Below are 26,520 nucleotides of genomic sequence, written 5' to 3' on the forward strand. Positions count from 1 at the left end.
GGTTTGCGTCGTGAGCCTTGGAGAGATTCACCTGTACTTCATCGGAATCCCGCTGGCGCTGGTTCTGGTGCTGTCCCTGCTGATCTGGCGGCATAAGGGACCCCACCCGGCGACCTACAAGATGTCGGAGAAGTGGACCCACCCGCCGATCCTGTGGGCCGCGACCGACGAGGACGTCGGCCGGACGCACGGCGGGCACGGCGCGGCGGAGTTCTCGGTTGGAGGTGGCGCCAGTGGCACGTGGTGAGGTTGCGACGATCGAGCCCAGCGAACTGCCCAAGGGCTCGGCGATCACCACCAGCGGACGGGTCTCGGGCGTGACCGAGCCCGGCGAGCTGTCGGTGCACTACCCCTTCCCGACCAAGGACCTGGTCGCCATCGACGACGCGCTGAAGTACGGCTCGCGGGCGTCGCGGGCGCGGTTCGCCATCTACCTGGGCGACCTGGGCAGCGACACCGCGGCGCGGGCCCGCGAAATCCTGGCCAAGGTGCCGACGCCCGACAACGCGGTGTTGCTCGCGGTCTCGCCCGACCAGAGCGTCATCGAGGTGGTCTACGGCTCGGCGGTACGGGGCCGCGGCGCCGAGTCGGCCGCCCCGCTCGGGGTGGCCGCCGCCTCGTCGGCGTTCGAGCAGGGCCACCTGGTCGACGGGTTGGTGAGCGCGATCCGCGTGCTCAGCGCCGGGATCTCGCCCGCTTAGCCGCTCGCGTCGAACTGGCGGGCGCGCAGCGACCGCTTGATGCCGGCCTGGCCTTCCAGCACCAGGCGCCGCAGGGCCGGCGGGATGTCCGGGTCGGCGAGGAACCGGTCGGCGGCCGCGATGGCGTCCTCGCCGATGTCCCAGTGCGGGTACAGCCCGATCACCACCGTCTGCGCGACCTCGCTGGATCGCCGCGCCCACACTCCGGCGATCGCGTCGAAGTAGCGCGCGGTGAACGGCTTGAGCAGCTCGTGCTGTCCGGGCGGCGCGATGCCGGCGATGATCGAGCGCGCGGTGATGTTGGCCAGGGTGTCGTCCTCGACCACCGTGGTCCAGGCCTGCTCCTTGACCTGAAGCTGGGGCCGTGCGGCCGCCGCCTGCGCGCCGTGCCGCTTCCCGGCGGCGGTCGGGTCGCGCTGCACCTCGGCGTCGATGAACGGTGTCGCGGGCCCGTCGGCGTCGATCTCGCCGGCCGCGGCCAGCGCGGTCACCAGCCGCCAGCGCAGGTCGGTGTCGATCTCCAGGCCCGCCAGGCCGAGGTCGGCGGGGTCGTGGTCGAGCAGGTCGGCCAGCACCACGACGTGCCGGGTCGACAGCACCGACGTGCACAGCGTGTTGACGAACGCGAGCTGGTGATCCGATCCGGGCTGCGCCGCGCGCGCCAGCTCCAGCAGCCGGTCGGCGAACTGCGGCCAGCCCTGCTCACACGCCCACCCCGGCTCGGCGTAGGAGGTCAGCGCGGTCTGGGCCTGCATCAGCAGCCGCTGCGCCACACCCACCTCGGTTTCGGCCTGCACCCCGCCGGCGACCAGCGCCACGAAGTCGCGGGCGCGCAGCTCGGCCTCGCGGGTCATCTCCCATGCCGCCGACCACACCAGCGAGCGGGGCAGCGGCTCGGCGATGTCGGCGATGCGCTCCAGCGCGGTCTGCAGCGACCGCGCGTCCAGCCGCAGCGAGCAATAGGTCAGGTCGTCGTCGTTGACCAGGATCAGCTGGCCTCGCGAAACCCCAACCAGCGCAGGGACTTCCGTCTTCGGGCCCTCGACGTCGAGCTCCTCGCGGTGCACCCGCACCAGCTTGCCGGCGCCGTCGTCGTCGTAGATGCCCACCGCCAGCCGGTGCACCCGCGTCTCACCCGCGCCCGGCTCGGCGCCGCTCTGGGTCACCGCGAATCGGGTGAACCTGCCGTCGGCGTCGACGTCGAAGTCGGGTCGCAGCGTGTTCAGACCGGTGGTCTTCAGCCACTGCCGGCCCCAGTCGGACAGGTCGCGGCCGGACGCCTTTTCCAGCGCCGCGATCAGATCGTCGAACGTGGCGTTGCCGTAGGCGTGCGCGCGGAAGTAATCGCGCAGCCCGGCCAGGAACTGCTCCAGCCCGACGTAGGCGACCAGCTGCTTGAGCACCGAAGCGCCCTTCGCGTAGGTGATTCCGTCAAAGTTCACCTCGACGGCGGCCAGGTCCGGGATCTCCGCGGCGATCGGGTGCGTCGACGGCAACTGGTCCTGACGGTACGCCCACGACTTTTCGACGGTGGCGAAGGTGGTCCAGGCCTCGGTGAATTCGGTTGCCTCGCTTTGGCACAACACCGACGCGAAGGTCGCGAACGACTCGTTGAGCCACAGGTCGTCCCACCACGTCATGGTCACCAGGTCGCCAAACCACATGTGCGCCATCTCGTGCAACACCGTCTCGGCGCGCCGCTCGTAGGACGCGCGGGTGACCTTGCTGCGGAACACGTAGTCCTCGAGGAAGGTCACCGCCCCGGCGTTTTCCATGGCGCCGGCGTTGAACTCCGGGACGAACAGCTGGTCGTACTTGCCGAACGCGTAGGGCAGGCCAAAGTTCTTGTGGTAGAAGCCGAATCCCTGCTTGGTCTGGGTGAACAACCGCTCGGCGTCCATGTGCGGGGCGAGCGAGGCGCGGCAATAGATGCCCAGCGGGATTTCGCCGTGCTCGTCGGTGTAGGAGTCTTTCCACTCGGCGTACGGGCCGGCGATCAGAGCCACCAGGTAGGTGCTCATCCGCGGCGTGGTGGCAAACGTGTGCACCCCGTCGCGCACCGACACGGGGGCGCCGTTGGAGATCACCTTCCAGTGTTTGGGGGCGACGACCCGCACGTCGAACGTCGCTTTGAGGTCGGGCTGGTCGAAGCAGGCGAACATGCGTTTGGCGTCGGCGGTTTCGAATTGCGAATACAGGTAGGTCTCGTCGTCCACCGGGTCGACGAAGCGGTGCAGCCCCTCGCCGGTGTTGGAGTAGCGGCAGTCGGCGTCGACGACGAGGGTGTTTCGCCTCTCGAGCGCCCGCAGCGGGATGCCGATCGATTCGTCGTACCCCGACACGTCGAGCTCGCGGCCGTTGAGCGTGGCGCCGCGCACCGTCTCGGCGGAGAGGTCGATGTACGTGTCGGCGCCGGGCAGCGCGTCGAACACCACGGTGGTGGTGGAGCGGAAGGTGCGTTCGCCGGGCGCCCCGGCGCCGTCGGTGACGTCGAGACTGATCTGATAGCCGTCGACGGTGATCAGGGCGGCGCGTTCGACGGCCTGGTCGCGGGTGAGGTTAGGAAGGACCACGCGTCCAACTTACGTGCCGAGCAGGGCGGGAACACCCGCGAGCGGCCTACGGTTGTGCCTGTAGGTGTCTTGACCGAGGAAAGGACTGCGCTATGCCCGACAAGAACCGAGCCGACTTCTGGTTCGATCCGCTGTGCCCGTGGTGCTGGATCACGTCGCGGTGGATCCTCGAGGTCGAGAAGGTCCGCGACATCGAGGTGCACTTCCACGTCATGAGCCTCGCGATCCTCAACGAGAACCGCGAAGGCCTGTCCGACAAGTACCGCGAGATGATGAAGCACGCGTGGGGCCCGGTGCGGGTGGCCATCGCCGCCGAGCAGGCGCACGGCGCCAAGGTGCTGGACCCGCTGTACACCGCGATGGGCACCCGGATCCACAACGAGGACAACAAGAACCTCGAGGAGGTCGTCAAGCTGGCGCTGGCCGACGCCGGCCTGCCGGCGGAACTCGCCGACGCGGCGACCAGCGAGGCCTACGACGAGGCGCTGCGCAAGAGCCACCACGCCGGGATGGACGCGGTCGGCGACGACGTCGGCACCCCGACCATCCACGTCAACGGGGTGGCGTTCTTCGGGCCGGTGCTGTCGAAGATCCCGCGCGGCGAGGAAGCCGGCAAGCTGTGGGACGCGTCGGTGACGTTCGCGTCCTACCCGCACTTCTTCGAACTCAAGCGGACCCGCACGGAGAAGCCCGAATTCGATTAGCGGGCATCCCGTGTAAGGATTGCGGGCATGCGCGTCTACCTCGGCTCTGACCACGCCGGATTCGAGCTCAAGCAGCACATCATCGCCCACCTCAAAGAGGCCGGGCACGAGCCGATCGATTGCGGCGCCTTCACCTACGACGCCGAGGACGACTACCCGGCGTTCTGCATCGCCGCCGCGACGCGCACCGTGGCAGACCCGGACAGCCTCGGCATCGTGCTGGGCGGGTCGGGCAACGGTGAGCAGATAGCGGCGAACAAGGTGCCGGGGGCGCGCTGCGCGCTGGCGTGGAGCGTCGAGACCGCGACGCTGGCCCGCGAGCACAACAACGCTCAGCTGATCGGCATCGGTGGCCGCATGCACACCGAGGCCGAGGCGCTGGCGATCGTCGACGCCTTCCTCAGCGCTCAGTGGTCGAAAGCCGAACGCCACCAACGCCGTATCGACATCCTCGCCGAATACGAACGCACCCACCAGGCGCCGCCGGTGCCCGGCGCCCAGGGCTGACGGTGCCCGAAGGGCACACCCTGCACCGGCTGGCCCGGTTGCACCAGCGCCGATACCGCCGGGCGCCGGTCGCGGTGTCCAGCCCGCAGGGGCGGTTCGCGGCGGATTTGGTGGACGGGCGGGTGCTGCGGCGGACCAGCGCCTGGGGCAAGCACCTGTTCCATCACTATGACGGCGGCCCGATCGTGCACGTGCATCTGGGCCTCTACGGCGCGTTCACCGAGTGGGAGCGCCCCGACGGCGCGCCGTTACCCGAAGCCGTCGGGCAGGTCCGGATGCGGATGGTGGGGCATGGCTACGGCACCGACCTGCGCGGCCCGACGGTGTGCGAGGTCATCGACGAGGGTCAGGTCAGCGACGTGCTGGCGCGGCTCGGCCCCGACCCGCTGCGCAGCGACGCCGACCCTGCGTGGGCGTGGTCACGAATAAGCAAGTCGCGCAGGCCCATTGGCGCGCTGTTGATGGACCAGACCGTCATCGCCGGCGTGGGCAACGTCTACCGCAACGAGCTGTTGTTCCGCCACCGCATCGACCCGTTCCGGCCCGGCCGGGCGATGGGGGAGGCGGAGTTCGACGCGGCGTGGACCGATCTGGTGGCGCTGATGAAGGTCGGCCTGCGGCGCGGCAAGATCGTCGTGGTGCTGCCCGAGCATGACCACGGTCCGCCGTCCTACCGGCCCGGGCGACCGCGGACATACGTCTACCGGCGGGCGGGGGAGGCGTGCCGGGTGTGCGGGGGCCCGGTGCGCACGGAGGTGTTGGAGGGCCGAAACGTGTTCTGGTGCCCGGCATGCCAGAAGTGACCAACCTCACCGCCGCGTCCGGCCGGGGAACGCGCAGGTCCGCGGGGCCGGCGGCGGCTGGCAGGAAACCCTAAGCAAGAAACGCTGGCGTCTATTGTTTGGGCGCGGCTTCGGCACGGGTATTGGTAGCCACCGTGAAACCTCTTCCACGTTTAGTTGCAACCGTTTTCGCGATATTCGTCGGTCTCGGGCTGGGGGGCCTCGGCGTCGCCACCGAGGCGCACGCGCAGCCCGGCCCGCTCCCGCAGTGGTGCCCCGGGGACTTCTGGGACCCGGGCTGGGGTGACAACTGGGACCGCGGGCATTGCCACGACAATTGGCGCGGTCCGGGTCCCAACCCCCACCCCGAGCCGTACCGGGGACCGGGTGGGCCCGGCTGGGGTCCCGGCGGCCCGGGTGGCCCCGGCGGCCCCGGCGGCCCCGGGTGGGACCATCACTGACCCGTATCAAAACAACTGCGCCCTGCCGACGAACGTTCGGCAGGGCGCGGTTTATGCGTGGGCGCGTTCGATGAGGCCCAGCGCGGCGTAGACCTCGTTGCTCAGCGCGAGGCTGCGCGGGTCCGCGTTGGCCTTGGTGGCGTCGAAACGATTCGCCACGTACGCGTAGCCGATTCGGTGCTCCAGGTCGACGAACCCGAACGAACCGCCCAGCCCGCCGTGGCCGAAGATCCGGGGGTTGGGCCCGTTGACGCAGCGCTGGTTGAGCATGTAGCCCAGGCCCCACCCGTGGTCGGCGACCCGGGGCCCGAGCACCAGATCGGTGTCGAAGCCGCCCTGCGACACCCGGACCCGCTCCATGTGCTCGCGGCTGAGGAGCTTCTCCTGCGCGAGCGCGTTATAGAAGGTCGCCAACCCCAACGCCGACACCTGGCCGTTGGTGCCCGGGAACTCCAACTCGCGCCACAACCGCAGGTCGTGCGAGCCCAGCTCGTCGTCGGGCGCGAATCCCATCGCGATGGACAGCCCCGCCTTGGGGTGTTCGGCCAGGCTGGCCGGGTAGCCGGGGGCCTGCGCCTCGGCCAGCAGGTCCCGGGCGTGCGGCTTGTTCACCCGCTCGGCGCAGCGGCGCTGCTCGGCGAGGGGCAGGCCGATGTGGACGTCGGCGCCCAGCGGTTCGGCCATCTCGGTGCGCAGGTATTGGCCGATGGTGCGGCCGGTGACGCGGCGGAACACCTCGCCGAGGATGAAGCCGAACGTGGTCATGTGGTAGCCCTGCGCGGTGCCGGGCTCCCACCAGGGTTCGGCGGCGGCGAGTTGCTCGCAGACGAAATCCCAGTCGGCGACGTCTTCCCAGCGCATCCGGGTGCGCGGTCCGATGACGCCGGAGCGGTGGCTCATCACCATGGCCAGCGTGATGGCTTCCTTGCCGGCCTGCCCGAACTCGGGCCAGTAGCGGGCCACCGGCGCGTGCAGATCGACCTCCCCGCGGTCGGCCAGCTGGTGCATACAGGTGGCCGACAGGCCCTTGGTGCCGGACAGCACCGTCGTCAGGGTGTTCTGTCGCCAGGGCCGGGTGCCGGCGGCGTTGGCCCAGCCGCCCCAGAGGTTGACCACGAGGTCTCCGTCGACCCACACCGCGACGGCCGCGCCAACCTCTTTGCCCTGCGCGAAGTTGCGCTCGAACGCGTCGCGCACCCCGTCGAACTGGGACGCGCAGGAGCCCTGGACGGCGGCGTGGCTCATGGCCCCCCCTGTTGCGTCGCGTCAGCGTTTACCCGAGCGGGCGACGGGAATCGAACCCGCGTAGCTAGTTTGGAAGACTAGGGCTCTACCATTGAGCTACGCCCGCAAGCTTTAGTCGAGCGAGACTGTATCTGGCGGCGAACTTCAAATCTAATCGAAGCGGTTCTGTGATGCCTCCGTGAGGTCCCGGGCGTCTTGACGGTCCCCTGCGAGGCCAATGCCCCCGGGCCGTAGGATTTCCAGGTCAGCGCGGGGTGTAGCGCAGCTTGGTAGCGCATCCGCTTTGGGAGCGGAAGGCCGCAGGTTCAAATCCTGTCACCCCGACAACACTGGCCCGATCCACCGAACACCGAGGAGCACACCCGTGAAGAGCAGCGTCGAGCAGTTGAGCCCCACCCGGGTGCGCATCAACGTGGAGGTGCCGTTCACCGAACTCGAGCCCGACTTCCAGCGGGCCTACAAGGAGCTGGCCAAGCAGGTCAGGCTGCCCGGGTTCCGGCCCGGCAAGGCGCCGGCCAAGCTGCTCGAGGCCCGGTTCGGCCGGGAGGCGATGCTCGACCAGGTCGTCAACGAGGCGTTGCCCTCCCGCTACGGCCAGGCGGTCGCCGAGGCGGAAGTCGAGCCGCTCGGCCAGCCCAGCATCGAGGTCACCAAGAAGGAGTATGGCGAGGAGCTGGCCTTCACCGCCGAAGTCGACATCCGCCCCAAGATCGACCTCCCGGACCTGAGCTCGTTGCAGGTCTCGGTCGACCCGATCGAGGTCAGCGACGACGACGTCGACGCCGAGCTGCAGTCGCTGCGCGCCCGGTTCGGCACCCTCAAGGGCGTCGACCGTCCGGTGGCCGACGGCGACTTCGTCTCCATCGATCTGTCTGCCACCGTCGACGGCGAGGAGGTGCCGGGCGCGGCGGCGGAGGGACTTTCCCACGAGGTCGGCTCCGGCCGGCTCATCGCCGGACTGGACGACGCGCTGGTCGGCCTGTCCGTCGACGAGTCGAAGGAATTCACCGCGCAGTTGGCGACCGGCGAGCACGCCGGCAAGGACGCGCAGGTCACCGTGACCGTGAGGTCGATCAAGGAGCGCGAACTTCCCGAGGCCGACGACGAGTTCGCGCAATTGGCAAGCGAATTCGACACGATCGACGAGTTGCGGTCCAACCTGCGCGAGCAGGTGGGTCGCGTCAAGCGCGCCCAGCAGGCGGAGCAGATCCGCGACGCCACGATCGACGCGCTGCTCGAGCAGGTCGAGGTGCCGCTGCCGGAGGCCATCGTCAAGGCCCAGGTCGACAGCGCCGTGCACAACGCGCTGCACGGCTTCGACCACGACGAGGCCAAGCTCGCCGAGGCGCTGCACGAGCAGGGCAAGTCGCGCCAGCAGTTCGAGGTCGACGCGCACAACGCCGCCGAGTCCGACGTCAAGAAGCAGCTGTTGCTGGACGCGCTTGCCGATGAGCTGGAAATCAAGGTCGGCCAGGACGACCTGACCGAGCGGCTGGTGATGACCTCCCGGCAGTACGGCATCGAGCCGCAGCAGCTGTTCGCGTATCTGCAGGAGAACAACCAGCTGCCGGCGATGTTCGCCGACGTGCGCCGCGGGCTGGCCATCGCCGCCGCGGTCGAGGCGGCGACGGTCACCGACACCGACGGCAACACCATCGACACCAGTGAGTTCTTCGGCAAGCGCCCGCAGGCTGACGAGGCCGAGGGGGCCGAGGGGGCCGAGGCCCCCGACGACGAAGCGGAATGACCCGCCGTGACGCTGTGAGCGAACGCGGCCATTTCGGGGGCGGCGCGGCCGCCACACGGCGGGCCGGTTGGTTAGGGTCGGAGCATAGAAGAACTCGAGAAAGCAGGTAACCCAGTCGTGACCGACATGCGTTCACCCTCGCAGGGCCTCAACCTCACGGACTCCGTCTATGAGCGCTTGCTCTCCGAGCGCATCATCTTTCTGGGTTCGGAGGTCAACGACGAGGTCGCCAACCGGCTGTGCGCTCAGATCCTGCTGCTCGCCGCCGAGGACGCCGACAAGGACATCTCGCTGTACATCAACTCGCCGGGCGGATCGATCAGCGCCGGGATGGCGATCTACGACACCATGGTGCTTGCGCCGTGCGACATCGCCACCTACGCGATGGGCATGGCCGCGTCGATGGGCGAGTTCCTGTTGGCGGCCGGCACCAAGGGCAAGCGCTACGCGCTGCCGCACGCCCGCATCCTGATGCACCAGCCGCTGGGCGGGGTGACCGGAAGCGCGGCCGACATCGCCATCCAGGCCGAGCAGTTCACGGTCATCAAGAAGGAGATGTTCCGGCTGAACGCCGAATTCACCGGCCAGTCGATCGAGCGCATCGAGGCCGATTCCGACCGTGACCGCTGGTTCACCGCCCAGGAGGCCCTGGAGTACGGATTCGTCGACCACATCATCACCCGCGCCGCCCACATCGTTAACGGAGAAGCCCAGTGAACCCTCAGCACCCCCAGACCCAGCCCCAGGCGCGGTACATCCTTCCGTCGTTCATCGAGCACTCCAGCTTCGGCGTCAAGGAATCCAACCCCTACAACAAGCTGTTCGAGGAGCGCATCATCTTCCTCGGCGTCCAGGTCGACGACGCGTCGGCGAACGACATCATGGCGCAGCTGCTCGTGCTGGAGTCGCTGGACCCGGACCGCGACATCACCATGTACATCAACTCGCCCGGCGGCGGCTTCACGTCGCTGATGGCGATCTACGACACCATGCAGTACGTGCGCGCCGACATCCAGACGGTGTGCCTGGGCCAGGCCGCCTCGGCCGCGGCGGTGTTGCTGGCCGCCGGGACGCCGGGCAAGCGGATGGCGCTGCCCAACGCGCGCGTGCTGATCCACCAGCCCTCGCTGTCGGGTGTGATCCAGGGCCAGTTCTCGGATCTGGAGATCCAGGCGGCCGAGATCGAGCGGATGCGCACGCTGATGGAGACCACGCTGGCCCGCCACACCGGCAAGGACGCGTCGGTCATCCGCAAGGACACCGACCGCGACAAGATCCTGACCGCCGACGAGGCCAAGGACTACGGGATCATCGACACCGTCCTCGAGTACCGCAAGCTGTCGGCGCAGACGGCTTAGCCTCGGCGCCTCTCGCCGAACGTGCCCTCAGGGCGCGCTTTTGGCCGATTATTCGCCCTGACGGCACGCTCGGCGGACGTCGGCGATGTCGGCCGGGCCCACCCGGCAGCAGCCGCCGACGATGCGGGCGCCCGCCGCCACCCACTGCGCCGCCAGCCGCGCGGAGAAGCGTCGCGGACCGACCCACGCCCGTCCGTCCCAGCGCTCACCGCTGTTCGGGTAGACGATCACCGGCTTGCCGACGGCCGATGCGCCCTCGATCGCCGGCGCCACGTCCTCGGGCGCGCAGCAGTTGACGCCGATCGCGACGATCTCGGGCACCCCGGCCGCCACGGCGAACGCGTCGGCCAGGGGTTGTCCGGCGCGGGTCCGCGTCCCGTCGACGGTGTAGCTCAGCCACGCCGGCACCCCGACCGAGCGCACCAGCGCGACGAGCGCCTCGGCCTCGTCGACGTCGGGCACGGTCTCACACGCCAGCACGTCGGCCCCGGCGTCGGCCAGGATCTCCAGCCGGGGCCGGTGCCACCGCGTCAGGGCCGCGACCGACAGGCCGTAGCGCCCGCGATATTCCGACCCGTCGGCCAGCGCGGCGCCGTACGGGCCGACCGAGGCGGCGACGACGAAGCCGTGCGCGCCGGCTTCGTCGCGGGCGGCCCCGGCGAGTTCGACGCTGCGGCGCAGCAACGCCGTCGCCGCGCGCCGGTCGATTCCGCGCGCAGCGAACCCCTCGAACGACGCCTGGTAGCTCGCCGTCGTCGCGATCGCGGCGCCCGCGCGAAAGTACGCGGCGTGGACGGCGGCGATCTCGTGCGGCGCGTCGGCCAGCAGCCTGGCCGACCACAACGGGTCGGACAGGTCGTGCCCGCGCGCCTCCAGCTCGGTGGCCAGGCCGCCGTCGCTGATCAGTACGGACTCGCCGGGCCCGGAAAACCCGACTGCCGATCCCACTCGGTAAATGTAGGGTTGTTGGCGCGGACCGGACTCGCTCGGGTCACGACCGCGACACGCCAAAGGCACGGAATGCGCGTCTCGGCGAGTGAGGGGGCCCGTCTGGCTATATGTTTCATTCAGACGGAAGAGCATGAACGTCCCACGAACTCCCTCGAATATCAAAGACGCGATTCGGCGGTAATGGTCGCGGGGGGCCCGAGCAAGCGGGTAGCGTCGGGGAATACATGCGGGATAGCACGACGAACGGCGAACAGGAAGTAGGCCCTCAGCACCATGGCGCGCATCGGAGACGGCGGCGACCTGCTTAAGTGCTCGTTCTGCGGGAAGAGCCAAAAGCAGGTCAAGAAACTCATTGCTGGTCCCGGTGTGTACATCTGCGATGAGTGCATCGACCTCTGCAACGAGATCATCGAAGAGGAACTCGCCGACGCCGACGACGTCAAGCTCGACGAACTGCCCAAGCCCGCCGAGATCCGGGAATTCCTGGAGGGCTACGTCATCGGGCAGGACACCGCCAAGCGCACGCTGGCCGTCGCGGTCTACAACCACTACAAGCGCATCCAGGCCGGCGAGAAGGGCCGCGACTCCCGGTCCGAGCCGGTGGAGCTGACCAAGTCCAACATCTTGATGCTCGGGCCCACCGGCTGTGGCAAGACCTACCTGGCCCAGACGCTGGCCAAGATGCTCAACGTGCCGTTCGCGATCGCCGACGCCACGGCGCTGACCGAGGCCGGCTACGTCGGCGAGGACGTCGAGAACATCCTGCTCAAACTCATCCAGGCCGCCGACTACGACGTCAAGCGCGCCGAGACCGGCATCATCTACATCGACGAGGTCGACAAGATCGCGCGCAAGAGCGAGAACCCGTCGATCACCCGTGACGTTTCCGGGGAGGGCGTGCAGCAGGCCCTGCTGAAGATCCTGGAGGGCACCCAGGCGTCGGTCCCGCCGCAGGGCGGCCGCAAGCACCCGCATCAGGAGTTCATCCAGATCGACACCACCAACGTGCTGTTCATCGTCGCGGGTGCGTTCGCCGGGCTGGAGAAGATCATCTACGAGCGGGTCGGCAAGCGCGGCCTGGGCTTCGGCGCCGAGGTCCGCTCCAAGGCCGAGATCGACACCACCGATCACTTCGCCGACGTGATGCCCGAGGACCTCATCAAGTTCGGCTTGATCCCCGAATTCATCGGGCGGCTGCCGGTCGTCGCGTCGGTCACCAACCTGGACATGGAGTCGTTGGTCAAGATCCTGTCGGAGCCGAAGAACGCTCTCGTCAAGCAGTACACGCGGCTGTTCGAAATGGACGGCGTGGAACTGGAATTCACCGACGACGCGCTGGAGGCGATCGCCGATCAGGCGATCCACCGCGGCACGGGCGCCCGCGGCCTGCGGGCGATCATGGAGGAAGTCCTGCTGCCGGTGATGTACGACATCCCGAGCCGCGACGACGTCGCCAAGGTCGTGGTGACCAAGGAGACCGTGCAGGACAACGTGCTGCCGACGATCGTGCCGCGCAAGCCGTCGCGCAGCGAGCGGCGCGACAAGACCGCCTAGCGTTTTCTCGATCCCGGCCGCCTGAGGCTTGAACAGCTCCGACGCGGTTCCCCGTCGCCTGGCGCGCGCGCTGGACACACTGAACTTCCTGCTGGCCGACGTTCGCGACGGGTTGGGCCCGTACCTCTCCATTTACCTTCTGCTGACGCACCATTGGGACCAGAGGTCGATCGGGTTCGTCATGGCGGTCGGCGGCATCGGGGCGATCGTGGCCCAGGCCCCGGCCGGTGCGCTGGTGGACCGGACGACGGCCAAGCGGGCGGTGATCATCGGCGGCGCGCTGACGGTCACCGCCGGATCGCTGGCGATGCCGTTGTTCCCGGGCTTTTACTCAATCTCAGTCCTTCAGGCGTTCACCGGGATCGCCGGCTCGGTGTTCGCGCCGGCGCTGGCGGCGATCACCCTCGGCGTCGTCGGCCCGCGGCTCTTCTCTCGGCGGGTCGGGCGAAACGAGGCGTTCAACCACGCGGGCAATGCATCGGCCGCCGCAATCACCGGCGGCCTGGCCTACTTCTTCGGACCCGTGGTGGTGTTCTGGGTGCTTGCCGCGATGGCCGCCGGGAGCGTGCTCGCGACCCTGCGGATTCCGGGCGACGCGATCGATCACGACGTCGCGCGCGGCATGGACCACGCCCGCGGCGAGCCGCACCGGCAACCGTCGCGGCTGTCGGTGCTGCTGCACAACCGCAGGCTGATGATTTTCGCCGCGACGGTCATCGCCTTCCATTTCGCCAACGCGGCGATGCTTCCACTGGTCGGCCAGTTGCTGGCGCTGCACAACAAGGACGTCGGGACCGCGCTGATGGCGGGCTGCATCGTGGCCGCGCAGGTGGTCATGGTGCCGGTCGCCTACCTCGCCGGGGCCAAGGCCGATTCCTGGGGCCGCAAGCCGATCTTCCTGGCCGGCTTCGCGGTGCTGGCGGCGCGCGGGTTCCTCTACACGTTGTCGGGCAACCCTTATTGGCTGGTCGGCGTCCAACTGCTCGACGGCGTGGGAGCCGGGGTGTTCGGCGCGCTGTTCCCCCTCGTCGTGCAGGACGTGACGCACGGGACCGGCCGGTTCAACGTCAGCCTGGGGGCGGTGACGGCCGCGACGGGCATCGGCGCCTCGGTGTCGAACCTGGTCGCGGGCTCGATCGTGGTCGCGGGCGGCTACAACGCCGCCTTCGCGTTCCTCGGCGCGCTGGCCGCCGCGGGCCTCGTCCTGTATGCCGTCGCGATGCCGGAAACCGCGCCGGCGAAGCTCCGCGCCACGTCAGGGCGGCCGACGTGACCAACAACACAGTTTTGCCCCGTTGGCCCCACCATTCCCGCCCTGACTACGGCTTTTTACACAAAATCCGCTATGTGTAATGTGGCCGAGACGCTCATGCGGCCCTTAGAGAAGTGCCATAATTGGTACTGCTAGTGACACACAGCTCGAGGCGCGGGAGTCGCCTGATTTGGCGCGTACCCTAAAGCTCCAGCAGAGTGCCTATCCGGATGACGAATGGAAGGCGGAGACGTGGATCCGAACGGCAGCGGAGCCGGGTCTGACTCTGGTAATGGCTCCTCTCGGAACGGATCCGACCGTCAGCGCATAGAACAGGTCGTCATTCGCTTCGCCGGGGACTCCGGCGACGGGATGCAGCTGACCGGCGACCGGTTCACGTCGGAGGCGGCGCTCTTCGGAAACGACCTCGCGACCCAGCCGAACTACCCCGCCGAGATCCGCGCCCCCGCAGGCACCTTGCCCGGGGTCTCGTCCTTCCAGATTCAGATCGCCGACTACGACATCCTGACCGCCGGCGACCGCCCCGACGTCCTCGTTGCCATGAACCCCGCGGCGCTGAAGGCCAACATCGGCGACCTGCCGCGCGGCGGCATGGTCATCGCGAACTCCGACGAGTTCACCAAGCGCAACCTGACGAAGGTGGGCTACATCACCAACCCGCTGGAGTCCGACGAGTTGTCCGACTACGTCGTGCATTCCGTCGCGATGACGACGCTGACGCTCGGGGCCGTCGAGGCGATCGGCGCCTCGAAGAAGGATGGCCAGCGCGCCAAGAACATGTTCGCGCTCGGCCTGTTGTCGTGGATGTACGGGCGGCCGATCGAGGCCAGCGAGAAGTTCATCCGGGAGAAGTTCGCCCGCAAGCCCGACATCGCCGAGGCCAACGTGCTCGCGCTGAAGGCGGGCTGGAACTACGGCGAAACCACCGAGGCGTTCGGCACCACCTACGAGGTGTCCCGGGCCTCCCTGCCGTCGGGCGAATACCGCCAGATCTCCGGCAACACCGCGCTGGCGTACGGCATCGTCACCGCCGGCCAGCTGGCCGGCATCCAGGTCGTGCTCGGCAGTTACCCGATCACGCCGGCCTCGGACATCCTGCACGAGCTGTCCAAGCACAAGAACTTCAACGTGATCACCTTCCAGGCCGAGGACGAGATCGGCGGCATCTGCGCGGCGATCGGGGCCTCCTACGGCGGCGCCCTCGGCGTCACCAGCACGTCCGGCCCCGGCATCTCGCTGAAGTCCGAGGCGCTGGGCCTCGCGGTGATGACCGAGCTGCCGCTGCTGGTCATCGACGTCCAGCGGGGCGGCCCGTCGACGGGGCTGCCCACCAAGACCGAGCAGGCCGACCTGCTGCAGGCGCTGTACGGCCGCAACGGCGAATCGCCGGTGGCGGTGGTGGCGCCGCGATCGCCGTCCGACTGCTTCGAGACCGCCATCGAGGCGGTGCGCATCGCGGTGTCGTACCACACCCCGGTGATCGTGCTGTCCGACGGCGCGATCGCCAACGGGTCGGAGCCGTGGCGCATCCCGGATGTCGGCTCGCTGCAACCGATCACGCACACCTTCGCCAAGCCGGACGAGCCCTTCCAGCCGTACAACCGCGACCCGGAGACCCTGGCCCGGCAGTTCGCCGTCCCGGGCACGCCGGGGCTCGAGCACCGCATCGGTGGCCTGGAGGCCGCCAACGGCTCCGGCAACATCTCCTACGAGCCGGTGAACCACGACCTCATGGTCCGCATCCGCCAGGCCAAGATCGACGGCATCGCCGTTCCCGAACTGGAGGTCGACGACCCGACCGGGGACGCCGAGCTGCTGCTGATCGGGTGGGGGAGCTCCTACGGCCCGATCGGCGAGGCCTGCCGGCGCGCGCGGCGCAAGGGCATCAAGGTCGCCCACGCCCACCTGCGCCACCTCAGCCCGTTCCCGCCGAACCTGGGCGACGTGCTGCGCCGCTACCCGATGGTGGTGTGCCCGGAAATGAACCTGGGCCAGCTCGCGCTGATCCTGCGCGGCAAGTACCTGGTCGACGTGCAATCGGTCACCAAGGTGCAGGGTGTGGCGTTCCTCGCCGACGAGATCGGGCGCCTCATCCGCGCCGCGCTCGGCGGAACACTGGCCGAAATCGAGCAAGACAAGAAGATGGTCGCCAGAATGGCGGCAGCAACGGTTGGAGCGGGAGCTAGCGAATGACCGACCTGGTTGGCGCGGACCTCGGGGTCACCCCGAGGCTGACCAAGAACGACGGGGTCCCGACGGTGTCCACGGAGGACCCGCCGCAGAAGGCCAAGGACTTCACCAGCGACCAGGAGGTGCGTTGGTGCCCGGGCTGCGGTGACTACGTCATCCTCAACACCATCCGCCAATTCCTGCCCGAGCTGGGGCTGCGCCGCGAGAACATCGTCTTCATCAGCGGCATCGGCTGCTCGAGCCGGTTCCCGTATTACCTCGAGACCTACGGCTTCCATTCCATCCACGGCCGCGCGCCGGCCATCGCCACCGGCCTCGCGCTGGCCCGCGAGGACCTTTCGGTGTGGGTGGTGACCGGCGACGGTGACGCGCTGTCGATCGGGGGCAACCACCTGATCCACGCGCTGCGCCGCAACGTCAACATCACCATCCTGCTGTTCAACAACCGGATCTACGGCCTGACCAAGGGCCAGTACTCGCCGACGTCGGAGGTCGGCAAGATCACCAAGTCGACGCCGATGGGTTCGCTCGACCAGCCGTTCAACCCGGTATCGCTGGCGCTGGGCGCCGAGGCCACCTTCGTCGGTCGCGCGCTGGACTCCGACCGCGCCGGGCTGACCGAGGTGCTCCGCGCCGCCGCCGAACACCGCGGCGCCGCCGTCGTCGAAATCCTGCAGGACTGCCCGATCTTCAACGACGGCTCCTTCGACGCGCTGCGCAAGGAGGGCGCCGAGGAGCGGGTGATCAACGTCCGCCACGGCGAGCCAATTGTGTTCGGCGCCAACGGCGAATACTGCGTGGTGAAGTCCGGCTTCAGCCTCGAGGTGGCCAAGACCGCCGACGTGAGCGTCGACGAGATCGTCGTGCACGACGCGCACGCCGACGACTCGGCCTACGCGTTCGCGCTGTCGAGGCTGTCGGACCAAAACCTCGACCACACCGTGCTGGGCATCTTCCGCAACATCAGCCGGCCCACCTACGACGACGCGGCCCGCTCCCAGGTCCGCACCGCGCAGGCATCGAAGCCGTTCGACTCCACCGCCCTGCAGTCGCTGCTGACCGGGCGCGACACCTGGACCGTCGACTGACGTGGCCGAGCAGATGCCCGACGCAGTGTCACTGGCCGGGGTAATAGTCGCTGGGGGAGAGTCGCGGCGCATGGGCCGCGACAAGGCCACCTTGCCGGGCCCCGGGGGAGCCGCCACGATGGCCGAGTATGTCGTCGGCATCGTGGCGCAGCGCTGCGAACCGGTGTTCGTGATGGCCGCCCCGGGACAACCGTTGCCTGCGCTGCAGGCCCGCATCATCCGCGACGACGTGCGCGGGCTGGGACCGCTGCCGGCGACCGGGCGGGGACTGCGCGCGGCCGCGGAGGCGGGCGCGCGGTACGCGTTCGTCTGCGCCGTCGACATGCCGCTGCTGAACGCCGACGTGATCGACGATCTCGTCCGCCTCGCCACCGAGACCGACGCCGAGGTGGTGTTGCCGTGGGACGGTCGCAGCCACTACCTGGCGGCGGTGTACCGCACCGATCTGGCCGATCGGATCGAGGCGCTGGTCGCCGCAGGCGAGCGCAAGATGAGCGCCCTGATCGACGCCTCCGACGCCCAGCAAATCGTGCTGCCGGATTCGCGCCCGCTGACCAACGTCAACACGGACGCCGAACTGCGCGCGGTGGTGCGGACCGGCGCCTGAGGGCGCGCGCCCGCACTTCATTTGCCCGGTCCGATTAAGTAATTCGTTCGCTGCCATTGTTTCGGCATCGAACAATTTGGCGCGGCTTATTTTTAAGCCATTCAAATGGGCCGACAACCCGTGGATTGAGCGGCTTTGGCCCCGTCCCGTATCCCCTTGAGGCGCAGCAACATTCGGATGCCGCGCCGGGAAGCCCCGCGGTCACCCGCCACGGAATGCCGTCAGGCTGACGGGAAATCGACGGTCCGACGTGAAAGCCATTGAAGTGGCGAGCATCCCATCGGGGTCGAACGAAAGGCCTTGCAGCACCGCTTCGTTCGATCAAAGGAGAGATGCCGAGCCACTCGTGCGGGGGCGTGTCGCCCTGCAACCGCACGTATCTTGTTGTATTGTGCGCCGGTTCGCCGTCACGGTGCGATACCCATCGCGCCGTAAGGAGCCGTGGCCGTGGCCGAAACCGCGTGTGCCAGCTCACAAAATCGCCGTGATTCGGCTCACGATTTGATTGTTCCGGCCCCGGCTGGGCACCGTTCGAAAACGCGCGGTTGACCTGCGGAGATCGTTAGGCGACCGCGGCGTGATCGGCTCGTTACCGAACCGAGATATCCGTTTTCCGAAGATGACGAACGCGGCCCGGTTTCGTACGGTCCCTGGTAGCCCGAAAACGGGTTAACGGAAAAGTAATCGACAACCGAATCACGGACCCGCGTGTGAGCGGGGCTGCGGGCGGCAGGGCCGCCTCGCGGCCCGGGGTTCTACCCCGCCGGGCATATCGAACGCCCGCCGCTGCGTGCCTGAACGAGACGGCACGTCCCAGAGCACCTTCGAGCACCAATCACGACCTTCGGCCCACCCCGGTGGGTCTGCTTTGGCGCGCGCGCACCGCGAAAGGAAGAAATTTGAAGAACGTCCGCAAGACGCTCATCCTCGCCGCGATCACCGGCACCCTGGTGACGGTGCCTTCCGCCACCGCCACCGCGGAACCGATGGGCTTTGACCCGAACGTTCCCCCCGCCGGGGCTGCGCCCGACGCACCCCCGCCACCGGCCCCGGACGCCCCGGCGCCGGCTCCGGCCGGCTTCGACCCGAACGTTCCGCCGCCGCCGGCGCCGGACGCCCTGGCGCCCGTTGACCTGCCTCCGGACGCCCCGCCGCCCCCGCCGGTGCACAAGGCGTACAGCGTCAACTGGGACGCCATCGCGCAGTGCGAGTCGGGTGGCAACTGGGGGATCAGCACCGGTAACGGCTTCTCCGGTGGCCTGCAGTTCACCTCGAGCACCTGGCACGCCAACGGTGGCTCGGGGTCGCCGGCCAGCGCGAGCCGCGAGGAGCAGATCCGGGTGGCCGAGAACGTGCTGCACACGCAGGGCATCGGCGCGTGGCCGGTCTGCGGTCGGCGCGGCTGATCCCCGTAGACGCACCTCTTGAGGGGTAAGTAATGCCGGGCCTTGCGGCCCGGCATTACTTGTCTCGGGGTCGGGTAGCGTCGGGCCGATGACCGCAACGCCTCGCGAGTTCGACATCGTGTTGTACGGGGCGACCGGCTTCGTCGGGAAGCTGACCGCCGAATACCTGGCCCGCGCCGGATCGGGCGCGCGGATCGCGCTGGCGGGCCGGTCGCCGGACCGGCTGCGGGCCGTTCGCGACACCCTGGGCGACGCCGCGCAAGACTGGCCGGTCCTGGTGGCCGACGCGGCGAAGCCGTCGACGCTGGACGAGATGGCCGCCCGGACCCGCGTCGTCGTCACCACGGTCGGGCCCTACAGCCGCTACGGACTGCCGCTGGTCGCCGCGTGCGCGGCCGCGGGCACCGACTACGCCGACCTGACCGGGGAGGCGACGTTCGTTCGCGAGAGCATCGACCTCCATCACAAGCAGGCCGCCGACACCGGCGCCCGCATCGTGCACTCGTGCGGGTTCGATTCGGTCCCGTCGGACCTGAGCGTGTACGCGTTGTACCGCGCGGCGCAGCGGGACGGCGCCGGCGAGCTCGGGGACACGCACCTGGTGGTGCGCTCCCTGGCGGGTGGGCTCTCCGGCGGCACCATCGCGTCGGGCGTGGAGATCATGGACGCCGCATCGCGCCACCCCGAGGTGCGCCGCGAGCTCCTCGACCCCTACACGTTGAGCACCGACCGCGGCGCGGAGCCCGAACTGGGCCGCCAGCCCGACCTGCCCTGGCGCCGCGGGCGCCAGATCGCGCCCGAACTGTCCGGCATGTGGACCGCCGGATTCCTGATGGCGCCCTACAACACCCGCATCGTGCGGCGCAGCAACGCGCTGCTGGACTGGGCGTACGGCCGGCGGTTCCGGTACGACGAGAACATGAGCGTCGGATCGTCGGCCCTCGCGCCGGTGGCGTCGGCCGTGATGAGCGGGGTCGGCAATGCGATGTTCGGGCTGGGCAGCCGCTACTTCCGGCTCCTGCCGCGCCGCCTGGTCGAGCGGGTCCTTCCCAAGCCGGGCACCGGTCCCAGCGAGGCGGCCCGCGAGCGCGGCCACTACCGCATCGAGACCTACACCACAACGACCACCGGCGCCCGCTACGTGGCGCGCATGGCGCAGCAGGGTGACCCCGGTTACAAGGCGACGGCGGTGCTGCTGGGGGAGTGCGGCCTGGCCCTCGCGCTGGACCGGGACAAACTGTCCGACCTGCTCGGCGTGCTGACGCCCGCGACGGCGATGGGCGACGCGTTGCTGGCGCGATTCCCCGCCGCCGGCGTGTCGTTGGAAACCGAACGACTGCACTGACGCGGGGGACGTCGGGCCCCAAATCCGCCTTGCCCGAAGGGTGTTGGCCGAGACCGGATCGGACTACTGTCGTAATCGACTTGGCTTTACATCCTTTTGATGAAGGTGGACACCGATGGCCGGTCTCGATGATCTGTATACGCAAATTCCCACTTCTGAAATCGCGAGCAGACTGGGCGCCGACGAAGGCGAAGTCGACAACGCTGTGCACACGCTGGTGCCGGCCCTGCTTGGCGGACTGCAGCAGAACTCTCAAGATCCCGAGCACGCGAGCAGGATCGAGTCCATGGCGACCGGCCAGGCCGCCCGCGGCCTGCTCGACACCGGTGGCGGCGAAGACAGCGGGCACCAGGCGGTAGCTGCGCTCTTCGGCGGTGCCGACGCCGACCACGTCGCTTCGGCGCTTGCCGAGAGCGGGGGCGGCAACCGTGAGCTGCTCAGGCAGTTGCTGCCGGTCGTGCTGCCAATCGTGCTGGCATACATCGGAAAACAGCTGGGCTCCGGCGGCGAGAGTGGTGCGGCGCAGAAAAAGGAGTCGGCCTCCGGTGGCGGCCTCGGTGAGGTGCTGGGCAGCATCCTCGGGAGCGGCTCCGGCGACAAATCCCTCGGCGGCATCCTCGGCAACGTGTTGAGCGGCAAGGGGGGCGCCCTCGGAGATCTCCTCGGTGGCCTGCTCGGCGGCAAGAGGTAGCGCCGCGGCCTTTCGGGTCGACCCGGATTGTTCACGGCCAGTTCGCCGATGCTTCCGATCCCGTCGAATTCGGGGCTGCCTACGGCGAACCAAGATGAGTAGGTTTGTCCTTATCGGACAAGGGAAATAACGTCCGACCCCCATCGGCCGGACGGCGACGACGAGAGGGGAATGCAGTGTCGGACACACTCACCGCAGGACAGAAGCTGGTGCGGGGCGAGGCGCTCACCTCGCATAACGGCGCCTACACCCTCACGCTGCAGGACGACGGCAACCTGGTGCTGGCCGCGCGCGGCCAGACGCTCTGGGCCACGGGGACCGACGGCCAGGATGTGGTGCGGGCGGAGGTGCAACCGGACGGCAATTTCGTTGTGTACACGGCGGACAAGCCGGTGTGGCACACCGACACCCAGGGCAAGAAGGATGTCAAGCTCGTCCTCCAGGACGACCGCAACCTGGTGCTCTACGCCGCCGACGGGGCGGCCTGGTCGACCAAGACCGAGACCGACGCGCCGCCCCCGGAGCCCGCCGCCGAGGAGGCCGAACCGCAAGCCGCTTCGGAAGACGTCGCGGAACCGGCCGCGGAGGAAGTGCCCGAGGCCGCCCCGGAGCCGGCGCCGGAACCCGCCGTCCGGACCTACACCGTGGAGCCGGGCGACACCCTGTGGGCCATCGCGGAGCGCTTCTACGGCGACGGAAGCAAATTCCAGGCGATCGCCGACGCCAGCGGCATCCCCAACCCGGACTCGATTCAGCCCGGCCAAGTGCTGACCATTCCCTGATCATCGAGACGGTGGTAGCGGTCGAATCCGTGTGACCAGGCGGATTCGGCCGCTTACACGCGGGCAAACGAGTCTCCCTAGAATTGACCGGTGACCGCCAGCCCCTCAGCCGCCGCCGACCTGCCCAAGTCGTGGGAACCGGCCGCGATGGAGGGCGCGATCTACCAGAAGTGGCTAGATGCGGGCTACTTCAAGGCGGACGCGAGCAGCTCGAAGCCCGCCTACTCGATCGTGCTGCCGCCGCCGAACGTCACCGGCAGCCTGCACATGGGCCACGCGCTGGAACACACGATGATGGACGCCCTGACCCGCCGCAAGCGCATGCAGGGCTACGAGGTGCTGTGGCAGCCGGGGATGGACCACGCCGGCATCGCGACGCAGAGCGTGGTGGAAAAGCAGCTCGCCGTCGACGGCAAGACCAAGGAGGACTTCGGCCGGGAATTGTTCGTCGACAAGGTGTGGGACTGGAAGCGTGAGTCCGGCGGCGCCATCGGCGGGCAGATGCGCCGGCTCGGCGACGGCGTGGACTGGAGCCGCGACCGCTTCACCATGGACGAGGGCCTGTCGCGCGCGGTGCGCACCATCTTCAAGCGGCTCTACGACGCCGGGCTGATCTACCGGGCCGAGCGCCTGGTCAACTGGTCGCCGGTGCTCGAAACCGCGCTCTCCGACATCGAGGTCAACTACGAGGAGGTCGAGGGCGAGCTGGTGTCCTTCCGGTACGGCTCACTCGACGACGCGCAACCCCACATCGTGGTCGCCACCACGCGGGTCGAGACGATGCTCGGCGACACCGCGATCGCGGTGCACCCCGACGACGAGCGCTACCGCGACCTGGTCGGCACCACCCTGCCGCACCCCTTTCTGGACCGCGAACTCGTCATCGTCGCCGACGAGCACGTCGACCCCGAATTCGGCACGGGCGCAGTCAAAGTCACGCCCGCGCACGACCCCAACGACTTCGAGATCGGGCTGCGCCACGAGCTGCCGATGATCTCGATCATGGACACCAAGGGCCGAATCGCCGGCACCGGAACGCAATTCGACGGCATGGACCGCTTCGCGGCCCGGGTCGCCGTGCGGGAGGCACTGGCGGCGCAGGGCCGGGTCGTCGCGGAAAAGCGACCCTACCTGCACAGCGTCGGGCACTCCGAGCGCAGCGGCGAACCGATCGAGCCGCGGCTGTCGCTGCAGTGGTGGGTCCGGGTGGAATCGCTGGCCAAGGCCGCCGGCGACGCGGTTCGCAACGGGGACACCGTGATTCATCCCGCCAGCATGGAACCGCGCTGGTTCGCCTGGGTCGACGACATGCACGATTGGTGCATCTCTCGCCAGCTGTGGTGGGGCCACCGCATCCCGATCTGGTACGGGCCGGGCGGCGAACAGGTGTGCGTCGGGCCCGACGAGACGCCGCCCGAGGGCTGGGAGCAGGACCACGACGTGCTGGACACCTGGTTCTCCTCGGGGCTGTGGCCGTTCTCCACGCTGGGCTGGCCGGAGCAGACGCCGGAGCTGGAAAAGTTCTATCCGACAAGCGTTTTGGTCACCGGCTACGACATCCTGTTCTTCTGGGTGGCCCGGATGATGATGTTCGGCACCTTCGTCGGCGGTGACGACGCCATCACCCTCGACGGGCGGCGCGGCCCGCAGGTGCCGTTCACCGACGTCTTCCTGCACGGTCTGATCCGCGACGAGTTCGGCCGCAAGATGAGCAAGTCCAAGGGCAACGTGATCGACCCGCTGGACTGGATGGATACCTTCGGCGCGGACGCCCTGCGGTTCACCCTGGCCCGCGGCGCCAGTCCCGGCAGCGACCTGTCCGTCGGTGAGGACGCCGTCCGGGCCTCACGCAACTTCGGCACCAAGCTGTTCAACGCCACCCGGTACGCGCTGCTGAACGGCGCGGCCCTGGCGCCCCTGCCCGCCCAGACCGCGCTCACCGACGCCGACCGATGGATCCTCGGGCGGTTGGAAGAGGTTCGCGCCGAAGTTGATTCGGCCTTCGACGGCTACGAGTTCAGCCGGGCCTGCGAATCGCTCTACCACTTCGCGTGGGACGAATTCTGCGACTGGTACGTCGAACTGGCCAAGACCCAGCTCGCCGACGGGCTCGCGCATACCACCGCCGTGCTGGCGGCGGTGCTCGACACCTTGCTGCGCCTGCTGCATCCGGTCATCCCGTTCCTCACCGAGGCGCTGTGGCAGGCCCTGACCGGCCAGGAGTCGCTGGTGATCGCCGAATGGCCGCAATCGTCCGGCATCTCGCTGGATCCGGTTGCCGCGCAACGGATCAGCGACATGCAGCGGCTCGTCACCGAGGTCCGCCGGTTTCGCAGCGAACAGGGCTTGGCGGACCGGCAGAAGGTGCCGGCCCGCCTGGGCGACGTCGAGGGCGCGGGCCTGGGCGGCCAGGTCAGCGCGGTGACGTCGCTGGCGTGGCTCACCGAGCCGGGTCCGGATTTTCGGCCGTCGGCGTCGGTGGAGGTGCGCCTCAGCGGTGGCACCGTCGTCGTCGAGCTGGACACGTCGGGCACCATCGACGTCGCCGCCGAGCGCCGCCGCCTGGAAAAGGACCTGGCCGCGGCGCACAAGGAGCTGGCGTCGACGGCGGCCAAGCTGAACAACGCCGACTTCCTCGCCAAGGCGCCGGAACAGGTGGTCGCCAAGATCCGTGACCGCCAGCGCGTGGCCCAGGAGGAAACCGACCGGATCAACGCCAGGCTGGCCGCGCTGCAATGACTTTCGAGCCGCCCGAGTGGGGACCGGGCACCAGCGCGGCCCCCACACCGGATGAGATCGCGTCCCTGCTGCAGGTCGAGCACCTGCTCGACCAGCGCTGGCCGGAAACCAAGATCGAGCCGAGCCTGACCCGGATCAGTGCCCTGATGGACCTGCTGGGGTCGCCGCAGCTGGGCTATCCGTCGATCCACATCGCGGGCACCAACGGCAAGACGTCGGTGGCGCGCATGGTCGACGCGCTGGTGACCGCGCTGCACCGGCGCACCGGCCGCACCACCAGCCCGCACCTGCAATCGGCCGTCGAACGCATCGCGATCGACGGCGTGCCGATCAGCCCGGCCCAATACGTGGCGACCTACCGGGAGATCGAGCCGTTCGTGCAGATGGTGGACGCGCAGTCGCAGGCCGGTGGTGGGCCCGCCATGAGCAAATTCGAGGTGCTCACGGCGATGGCCTTCGCCGCGTTCGCCGACGCGCCCGTCGACGTCGCGGTGGTCGAGGTCGGCATGGGCGGGCGCTGGGACGCCACCAACGTGGTCAACGCGCCGGTAGCGGTGATCACCCCGATCGGCATCGACCACGTCGACTACCTCGGCGACGACATCGCCGGGATCGCCGGTGAGAAGGCCGGGATCATCACTCGGGCCTCCGAGGCGGCCGACGGCGCGCCCGACACCGTCGCCGTCATCGCGCGCCAGGTGCCCGAGGCGATGGAGGTGCTGCTGGCCCAGGCCGTCCGCGCCGACGCCGCGGTCGCCCGCGAGGATTCGGAGTTCGCGGTCCTGGGCCGCCAGGTCGCCATCGGCGGCCAGGTGCTGCAGCTGCAGGGCCTAGGCGGGGTGTACTCCGACGTCTACCTGCCGCTGCACGGCGAACACCAGGCGCACAACGCGGCGGTGGCGCTGGCCGCGGTCGAGGCGTTTTTCGGCGCCGGCGCCCAGCGCCAGCTCGACGTCGACGCCGTCCGGGCCGGGTTCGCCGCCGTCACCAGCCCGGGCAGGCTGGAGCGCATGCGCAGCGCCCCCACGGTGTTCATCGACGCCGCCCACAATCCCGCCGGTGCGGCCGCGCTGGCGCAGACGCTCGCCGGCGAGTTCGACTTCCGGTTCCTGGTCGGGGTGATCAGCGTGATGGCCGACAAGGACGTGGACGGCATCCTCGCGGCGCTGGAGCCGGCGTTCGACTCCGTCGTCGTGACGCACAACGGTTCGCCGCGGGCGCTGGACGTCGAGTCGCTTGCGCTGGCCGCCGGCGAACGGTTCGGGCCCGACCGCGTCACCACCGCCGAGAACCTGCGCGACGCCATCGACGTCGCGACCGCCCTGGTCGATGACGCGGCGACGGAAAGCGATGCGGCAGAGTCGTTTTCGGGCACGGGGATCGTCGTCACCGGCTCCGTCGTCACCGCCGGGGCCGCCCGCAGCCTGTTCGGTCGTGATCCGCAATGAGCGACAACAACACGGCCCCGCCCGCCGACCCGTGGAAGAGCTTCGGCGCCGTGATGGCCGCGACGCTCATCCTCGAGGCGATCGTGGTGCTGCTGGCGATACCGGTGGTGGGCGCGGTCGGCGGCGGCCTGACCGGCGCGTCGCTGGCCTATCTGATCGGCCTGGCGGTGGCGCTGGTCGTGCTGGCGGGGCTGCAGCGCCGGCCCTGGGCGATCTGGGCGAACTTGGGCATCCAGGTGGTGCTGCTGGCCGGCTTCGCCGTGTACCCGGGGGTGGGATTCATCGGGGTGCTGTTCACCGGGTTGTGGGGGCTGATCGCCTACTTCCGCGCCGAGGTGCGGCGCCGGCAGGAGTAGGGCCAATCGGCA

The 26,520-nt window shown here is 69.1% G+C and carries 24 protein-coding genes and 2 tRNA genes; 22 read left to right on the plus strand and 4 right to left on the minus strand.

Going from position 1 to position 26,520, the window contains the following annotated elements; translation table 11 throughout:
* Positions 1-10 precede the first annotated feature (10 nt).
* Both ctaJ and AWB89_RS04320 read left to right on the plus strand, forming a co-directional pair.
* Positions 11-247, plus strand: a complete 237-nt coding sequence (gene ctaJ / locus AWB89_RS04315) for an aa3-type cytochrome oxidase subunit CtaJ (RefSeq protein ID WP_085171816.1) — start codon at positions 11-13, stop codon at positions 245-247.
* Positions 234-701 (plus strand): DUF5130 domain-containing protein, encoded by a 468-nt coding sequence (locus AWB89_RS04320; protein ID WP_085171818.1) that lies wholly within the window; start codon positions 234-236, stop codon positions 699-701. The genes ctaJ and AWB89_RS04320 overlap by 14 nt, the downstream gene beginning before the upstream one ends.
* On the opposite strand, the gene pepN is transcribed toward AWB89_RS04320, so the two are convergent.
* Complete coding sequence (gene pepN / locus AWB89_RS04325; protein ID WP_085171819.1) at positions 698-3,274, minus strand: aminopeptidase N; 2,577 nt, start codon at positions 3,272-3,274, stop codon at positions 698-700. The two genes, AWB89_RS04320 and pepN, sit on opposite strands and share 4 nt — an antisense overlap.
* A gap of 92 nt (positions 3,275-3,366) precedes the next feature.
* On the opposite strand from pepN, the gene AWB89_RS04330 reads away from it, so the two are divergent.
* From AWB89_RS04330 to AWB89_RS26860, 4 genes are all read left to right on the plus strand, one after another.
* The gene (locus AWB89_RS04330) at positions 3,367-3,978 is read left to right on the plus strand and encodes an Rv2466c family mycothiol-dependent reductase (RefSeq protein ID WP_085171821.1); all 612 of its coding nucleotides are present in this window, start codon (positions 3,367-3,369) and stop codon (positions 3,976-3,978) included.
* A gap of 27 nt (positions 3,979-4,005) precedes the next feature.
* Complete coding sequence (locus AWB89_RS04335; RefSeq protein ID WP_085094380.1) at positions 4,006-4,485, plus strand: ribose-5-phosphate isomerase; 480 nt, start codon at positions 4,006-4,008, stop codon at positions 4,483-4,485.
* Positions 4,486-4,487: 2 nt separating this feature from the next.
* Positions 4,488-5,288: an Fpg/Nei family DNA glycosylase gene (locus tag AWB89_RS04340; RefSeq protein ID WP_085171822.1), complete on the plus strand. Its 801-nt coding sequence runs from the start codon at positions 4,488-4,490 to the stop codon at positions 5,286-5,288.
* Positions 5,289-5,422: 134 nt separating this feature from the next.
* On the plus strand, positions 5,423-5,728 hold the full coding sequence (locus AWB89_RS26860) for an Mtp family mycobacterial-type pilin (protein ID WP_142282439.1): 306 nt from the start codon (positions 5,423-5,425) through the stop codon (positions 5,726-5,728).
* Between the two features lie 51 nt (positions 5,729-5,779).
* On the opposite strand, the gene AWB89_RS04350 is transcribed toward AWB89_RS26860, so the two are convergent.
* A complete protein-coding gene (locus AWB89_RS04350) occupies positions 5,780-6,973 on the minus strand; it encodes a serine hydrolase domain-containing protein (protein WP_085171825.1) in 1,194 nt (397 codons plus the stop codon).
* A 35-nt stretch (positions 6,974-7,008) separates the two neighbouring features.
* A tRNA-Gly gene (locus AWB89_RS04355) sits at positions 7,009-7,079 on the minus strand.
* A 144-nt stretch (positions 7,080-7,223) separates the two neighbouring features.
* Between AWB89_RS04355 and AWB89_RS04360 the strand changes: the two genes are divergently transcribed.
* From AWB89_RS04360 to clpP2, 4 genes are all read left to right on the plus strand, one after another.
* A tRNA-Pro gene (locus AWB89_RS04360) sits at positions 7,224-7,297 on the plus strand.
* A gap of 40 nt (positions 7,298-7,337) precedes the next feature.
* Complete coding sequence (gene tig / locus AWB89_RS04365; protein WP_158089802.1) at positions 7,338-8,720, plus strand: trigger factor; 1,383 nt, start codon at positions 7,338-7,340, stop codon at positions 8,718-8,720.
* A 126-nt stretch (positions 8,721-8,846) separates the two neighbouring features.
* Entirely contained in the window at positions 8,847-9,437 is a 591-nt protein-coding gene (gene clpP1, locus AWB89_RS04370; RefSeq protein ID WP_085094545.1) for an ATP-dependent CLP protease proteolytic subunit ClpP1, read from the plus strand.
* Complete coding sequence (clpP2, locus tag AWB89_RS04375) at positions 9,434-10,078, plus strand: ATP-dependent CLP protease proteolytic subunit ClpP2 (protein WP_085094391.1); 645 nt, start codon at positions 9,434-9,436, stop codon at positions 10,076-10,078. The genes clpP1 and clpP2 overlap by 4 nt, the downstream gene beginning before the upstream one ends.
* Before the next feature lie 48 nt (positions 10,079-10,126).
* Here clpP2 and mmuM read toward each other — a convergent pair whose 3' ends face one another.
* A complete protein-coding gene (mmuM, locus tag AWB89_RS04380; protein ID WP_241520424.1) occupies positions 10,127-11,026 on the minus strand; it encodes a homocysteine S-methyltransferase in 900 nt (299 codons plus the stop codon).
* Positions 11,027-11,302: 276 nt separating this feature from the next.
* On the opposite strand from mmuM, the gene clpX reads away from it, so the two are divergent.
* From clpX to AWB89_RS04440, 12 genes are all read left to right on the plus strand, one after another.
* Positions 11,303-12,583: an ATP-dependent Clp protease ATP-binding subunit ClpX gene (gene clpX / locus AWB89_RS04385; RefSeq protein ID WP_067320664.1), complete on the plus strand. Its 1,281-nt coding sequence runs from the start codon at positions 11,303-11,305 to the stop codon at positions 12,581-12,583.
* A gap of 28 nt (positions 12,584-12,611) precedes the next feature.
* Positions 12,612-13,856, plus strand: coding sequence for an MFS transporter (locus tag AWB89_RS04390; RefSeq protein WP_085171831.1), 1,245 nt, complete (start codon positions 12,612-12,614; stop codon positions 13,854-13,856).
* A 231-nt stretch (positions 13,857-14,087) separates the two neighbouring features.
* Positions 14,088-16,049 carry a 2-oxoacid:acceptor oxidoreductase subunit alpha gene (locus AWB89_RS04395; RefSeq protein ID WP_142280157.1) on the plus strand — a complete coding sequence of 654 codons (1,962 nt, stop codon included), beginning with the start codon at positions 14,088-14,090 and terminating at the stop codon, positions 16,047-16,049.
* Positions 16,046-17,134 (plus strand): 2-oxoacid:ferredoxin oxidoreductase subunit beta, encoded by a 1,089-nt coding sequence (locus tag AWB89_RS04400; RefSeq protein WP_085171835.1) that lies wholly within the window; start codon positions 16,046-16,048, stop codon positions 17,132-17,134. The genes AWB89_RS04395 and AWB89_RS04400 overlap by 4 nt, the downstream gene beginning before the upstream one ends.
* Positions 17,135-17,147: 13 nt before the next feature.
* Complete coding sequence (mobA, locus tag AWB89_RS04405) at positions 17,148-17,741, plus strand: molybdenum cofactor guanylyltransferase (protein ID WP_085172002.1); 594 nt, start codon at positions 17,148-17,150, stop codon at positions 17,739-17,741.
* Between the two features lie 899 nt (positions 17,742-18,640).
* The gene (locus AWB89_RS04410) at positions 18,641-19,147 is read left to right on the plus strand and encodes a transglycosylase family protein (RefSeq protein ID WP_085171836.1); all 507 of its coding nucleotides are present in this window, start codon (positions 18,641-18,643) and stop codon (positions 19,145-19,147) included.
* A gap of 88 nt (positions 19,148-19,235) precedes the next feature.
* Positions 19,236-20,492, plus strand: a complete 1,257-nt coding sequence (locus tag AWB89_RS04415; protein ID WP_085171838.1) for a saccharopine dehydrogenase family protein — start codon at positions 19,236-19,238, stop codon at positions 20,490-20,492.
* Positions 20,493-20,607: 115 nt separating this feature from the next.
* Entirely contained in the window at positions 20,608-21,183 is a 576-nt protein-coding gene (locus tag AWB89_RS04420; protein ID WP_085094407.1) for a DUF937 domain-containing protein, read from the plus strand.
* A gap of 176 nt (positions 21,184-21,359) precedes the next feature.
* Positions 21,360-21,965: a LysM peptidoglycan-binding domain-containing protein gene (locus AWB89_RS04425; RefSeq protein ID WP_085171840.1), complete on the plus strand. Its 606-nt coding sequence runs from the start codon at positions 21,360-21,362 to the stop codon at positions 21,963-21,965.
* Positions 21,966-22,055: 90 nt separating this feature from the next.
* Positions 22,056-24,704, plus strand: coding sequence for a valine--tRNA ligase (locus tag AWB89_RS04430; protein WP_085171842.1), 2,649 nt, complete (start codon positions 22,056-22,058; stop codon positions 24,702-24,704).
* Positions 24,701-26,152: a bifunctional tetrahydrofolate synthase/dihydrofolate synthase gene (folC, locus tag AWB89_RS04435; protein WP_085171844.1), complete on the plus strand. Its 1,452-nt coding sequence runs from the start codon at positions 24,701-24,703 to the stop codon at positions 26,150-26,152. The genes AWB89_RS04430 and folC overlap by 4 nt, the downstream gene beginning before the upstream one ends.
* Positions 26,149-26,508, plus strand: a complete 360-nt coding sequence (locus AWB89_RS04440) for a DUF4233 domain-containing protein (RefSeq protein WP_085171845.1) — start codon at positions 26,149-26,151, stop codon at positions 26,506-26,508. Before folC ends, AWB89_RS04440 begins: the two co-directional genes overlap by 4 nt.
* Positions 26,509-26,520: the final 12 nt, after the last annotated feature.

The sequence above is a fragment of the Mycobacterium paraense genome (genome assembly GCF_002101815.1).
Lineage (GTDB): Bacteria > Actinomycetota > Actinomycetes > Mycobacteriales > Mycobacteriaceae > Mycobacterium > Mycobacterium paraense.

Coding starts and splice junctions, on each gene's coding strand:
- AWB89_RS04330 (WP_085171821.1), top strand. CDS start 3,367: ATGCCCGACAAGAACCGAGCCGACTTCTGGTTCGATCCGCTGTGCCCG.
- AWB89_RS04335 (WP_085094380.1), top strand. CDS start 4,006: ATGCGCGTCTACCTCGGCTCTGACCACGCCGGATTCGAGCTCAAGCAG.
- AWB89_RS04350 (WP_085171825.1), bottom strand. CDS start 6,973: ATGAGCCACGCCGCCGTCCAGGGCTCCTGCGCGTCCCAGTTCGACGGG.
- clpP1 (WP_085094545.1), top strand. CDS start 8,847: ATGCGTTCACCCTCGCAGGGCCTCAACCTCACGGACTCCGTCTATGAG.
- clpX (WP_067320664.1), top strand. CDS start 11,303: ATGGCGCGCATCGGAGACGGCGGCGACCTGCTTAAGTGCTCGTTCTGC.
- AWB89_RS04400 (WP_085171835.1), top strand. CDS start 16,046: ATGACCGACCTGGTTGGCGCGGACCTCGGGGTCACCCCGAGGCTGACC.
- mobA (WP_085172002.1), top strand. CDS start 17,148: ATGCCCGACGCAGTGTCACTGGCCGGGGTAATAGTCGCTGGGGGAGAG.
- AWB89_RS04415 (WP_085171838.1), top strand. CDS start 19,236: ATGACCGCAACGCCTCGCGAGTTCGACATCGTGTTGTACGGGGCGACC.
- AWB89_RS04420 (WP_085094407.1), top strand. CDS start 20,608: ATGGCCGGTCTCGATGATCTGTATACGCAAATTCCCACTTCTGAAATC.
- folC (WP_085171844.1), top strand. CDS start 24,701: ATGACTTTCGAGCCGCCCGAGTGGGGACCGGGCACCAGCGCGGCCCCC.
- AWB89_RS04440 (WP_085171845.1), top strand. CDS start 26,149: ATGAGCGACAACAACACGGCCCCGCCCGCCGACCCGTGGAAGAGCTTC.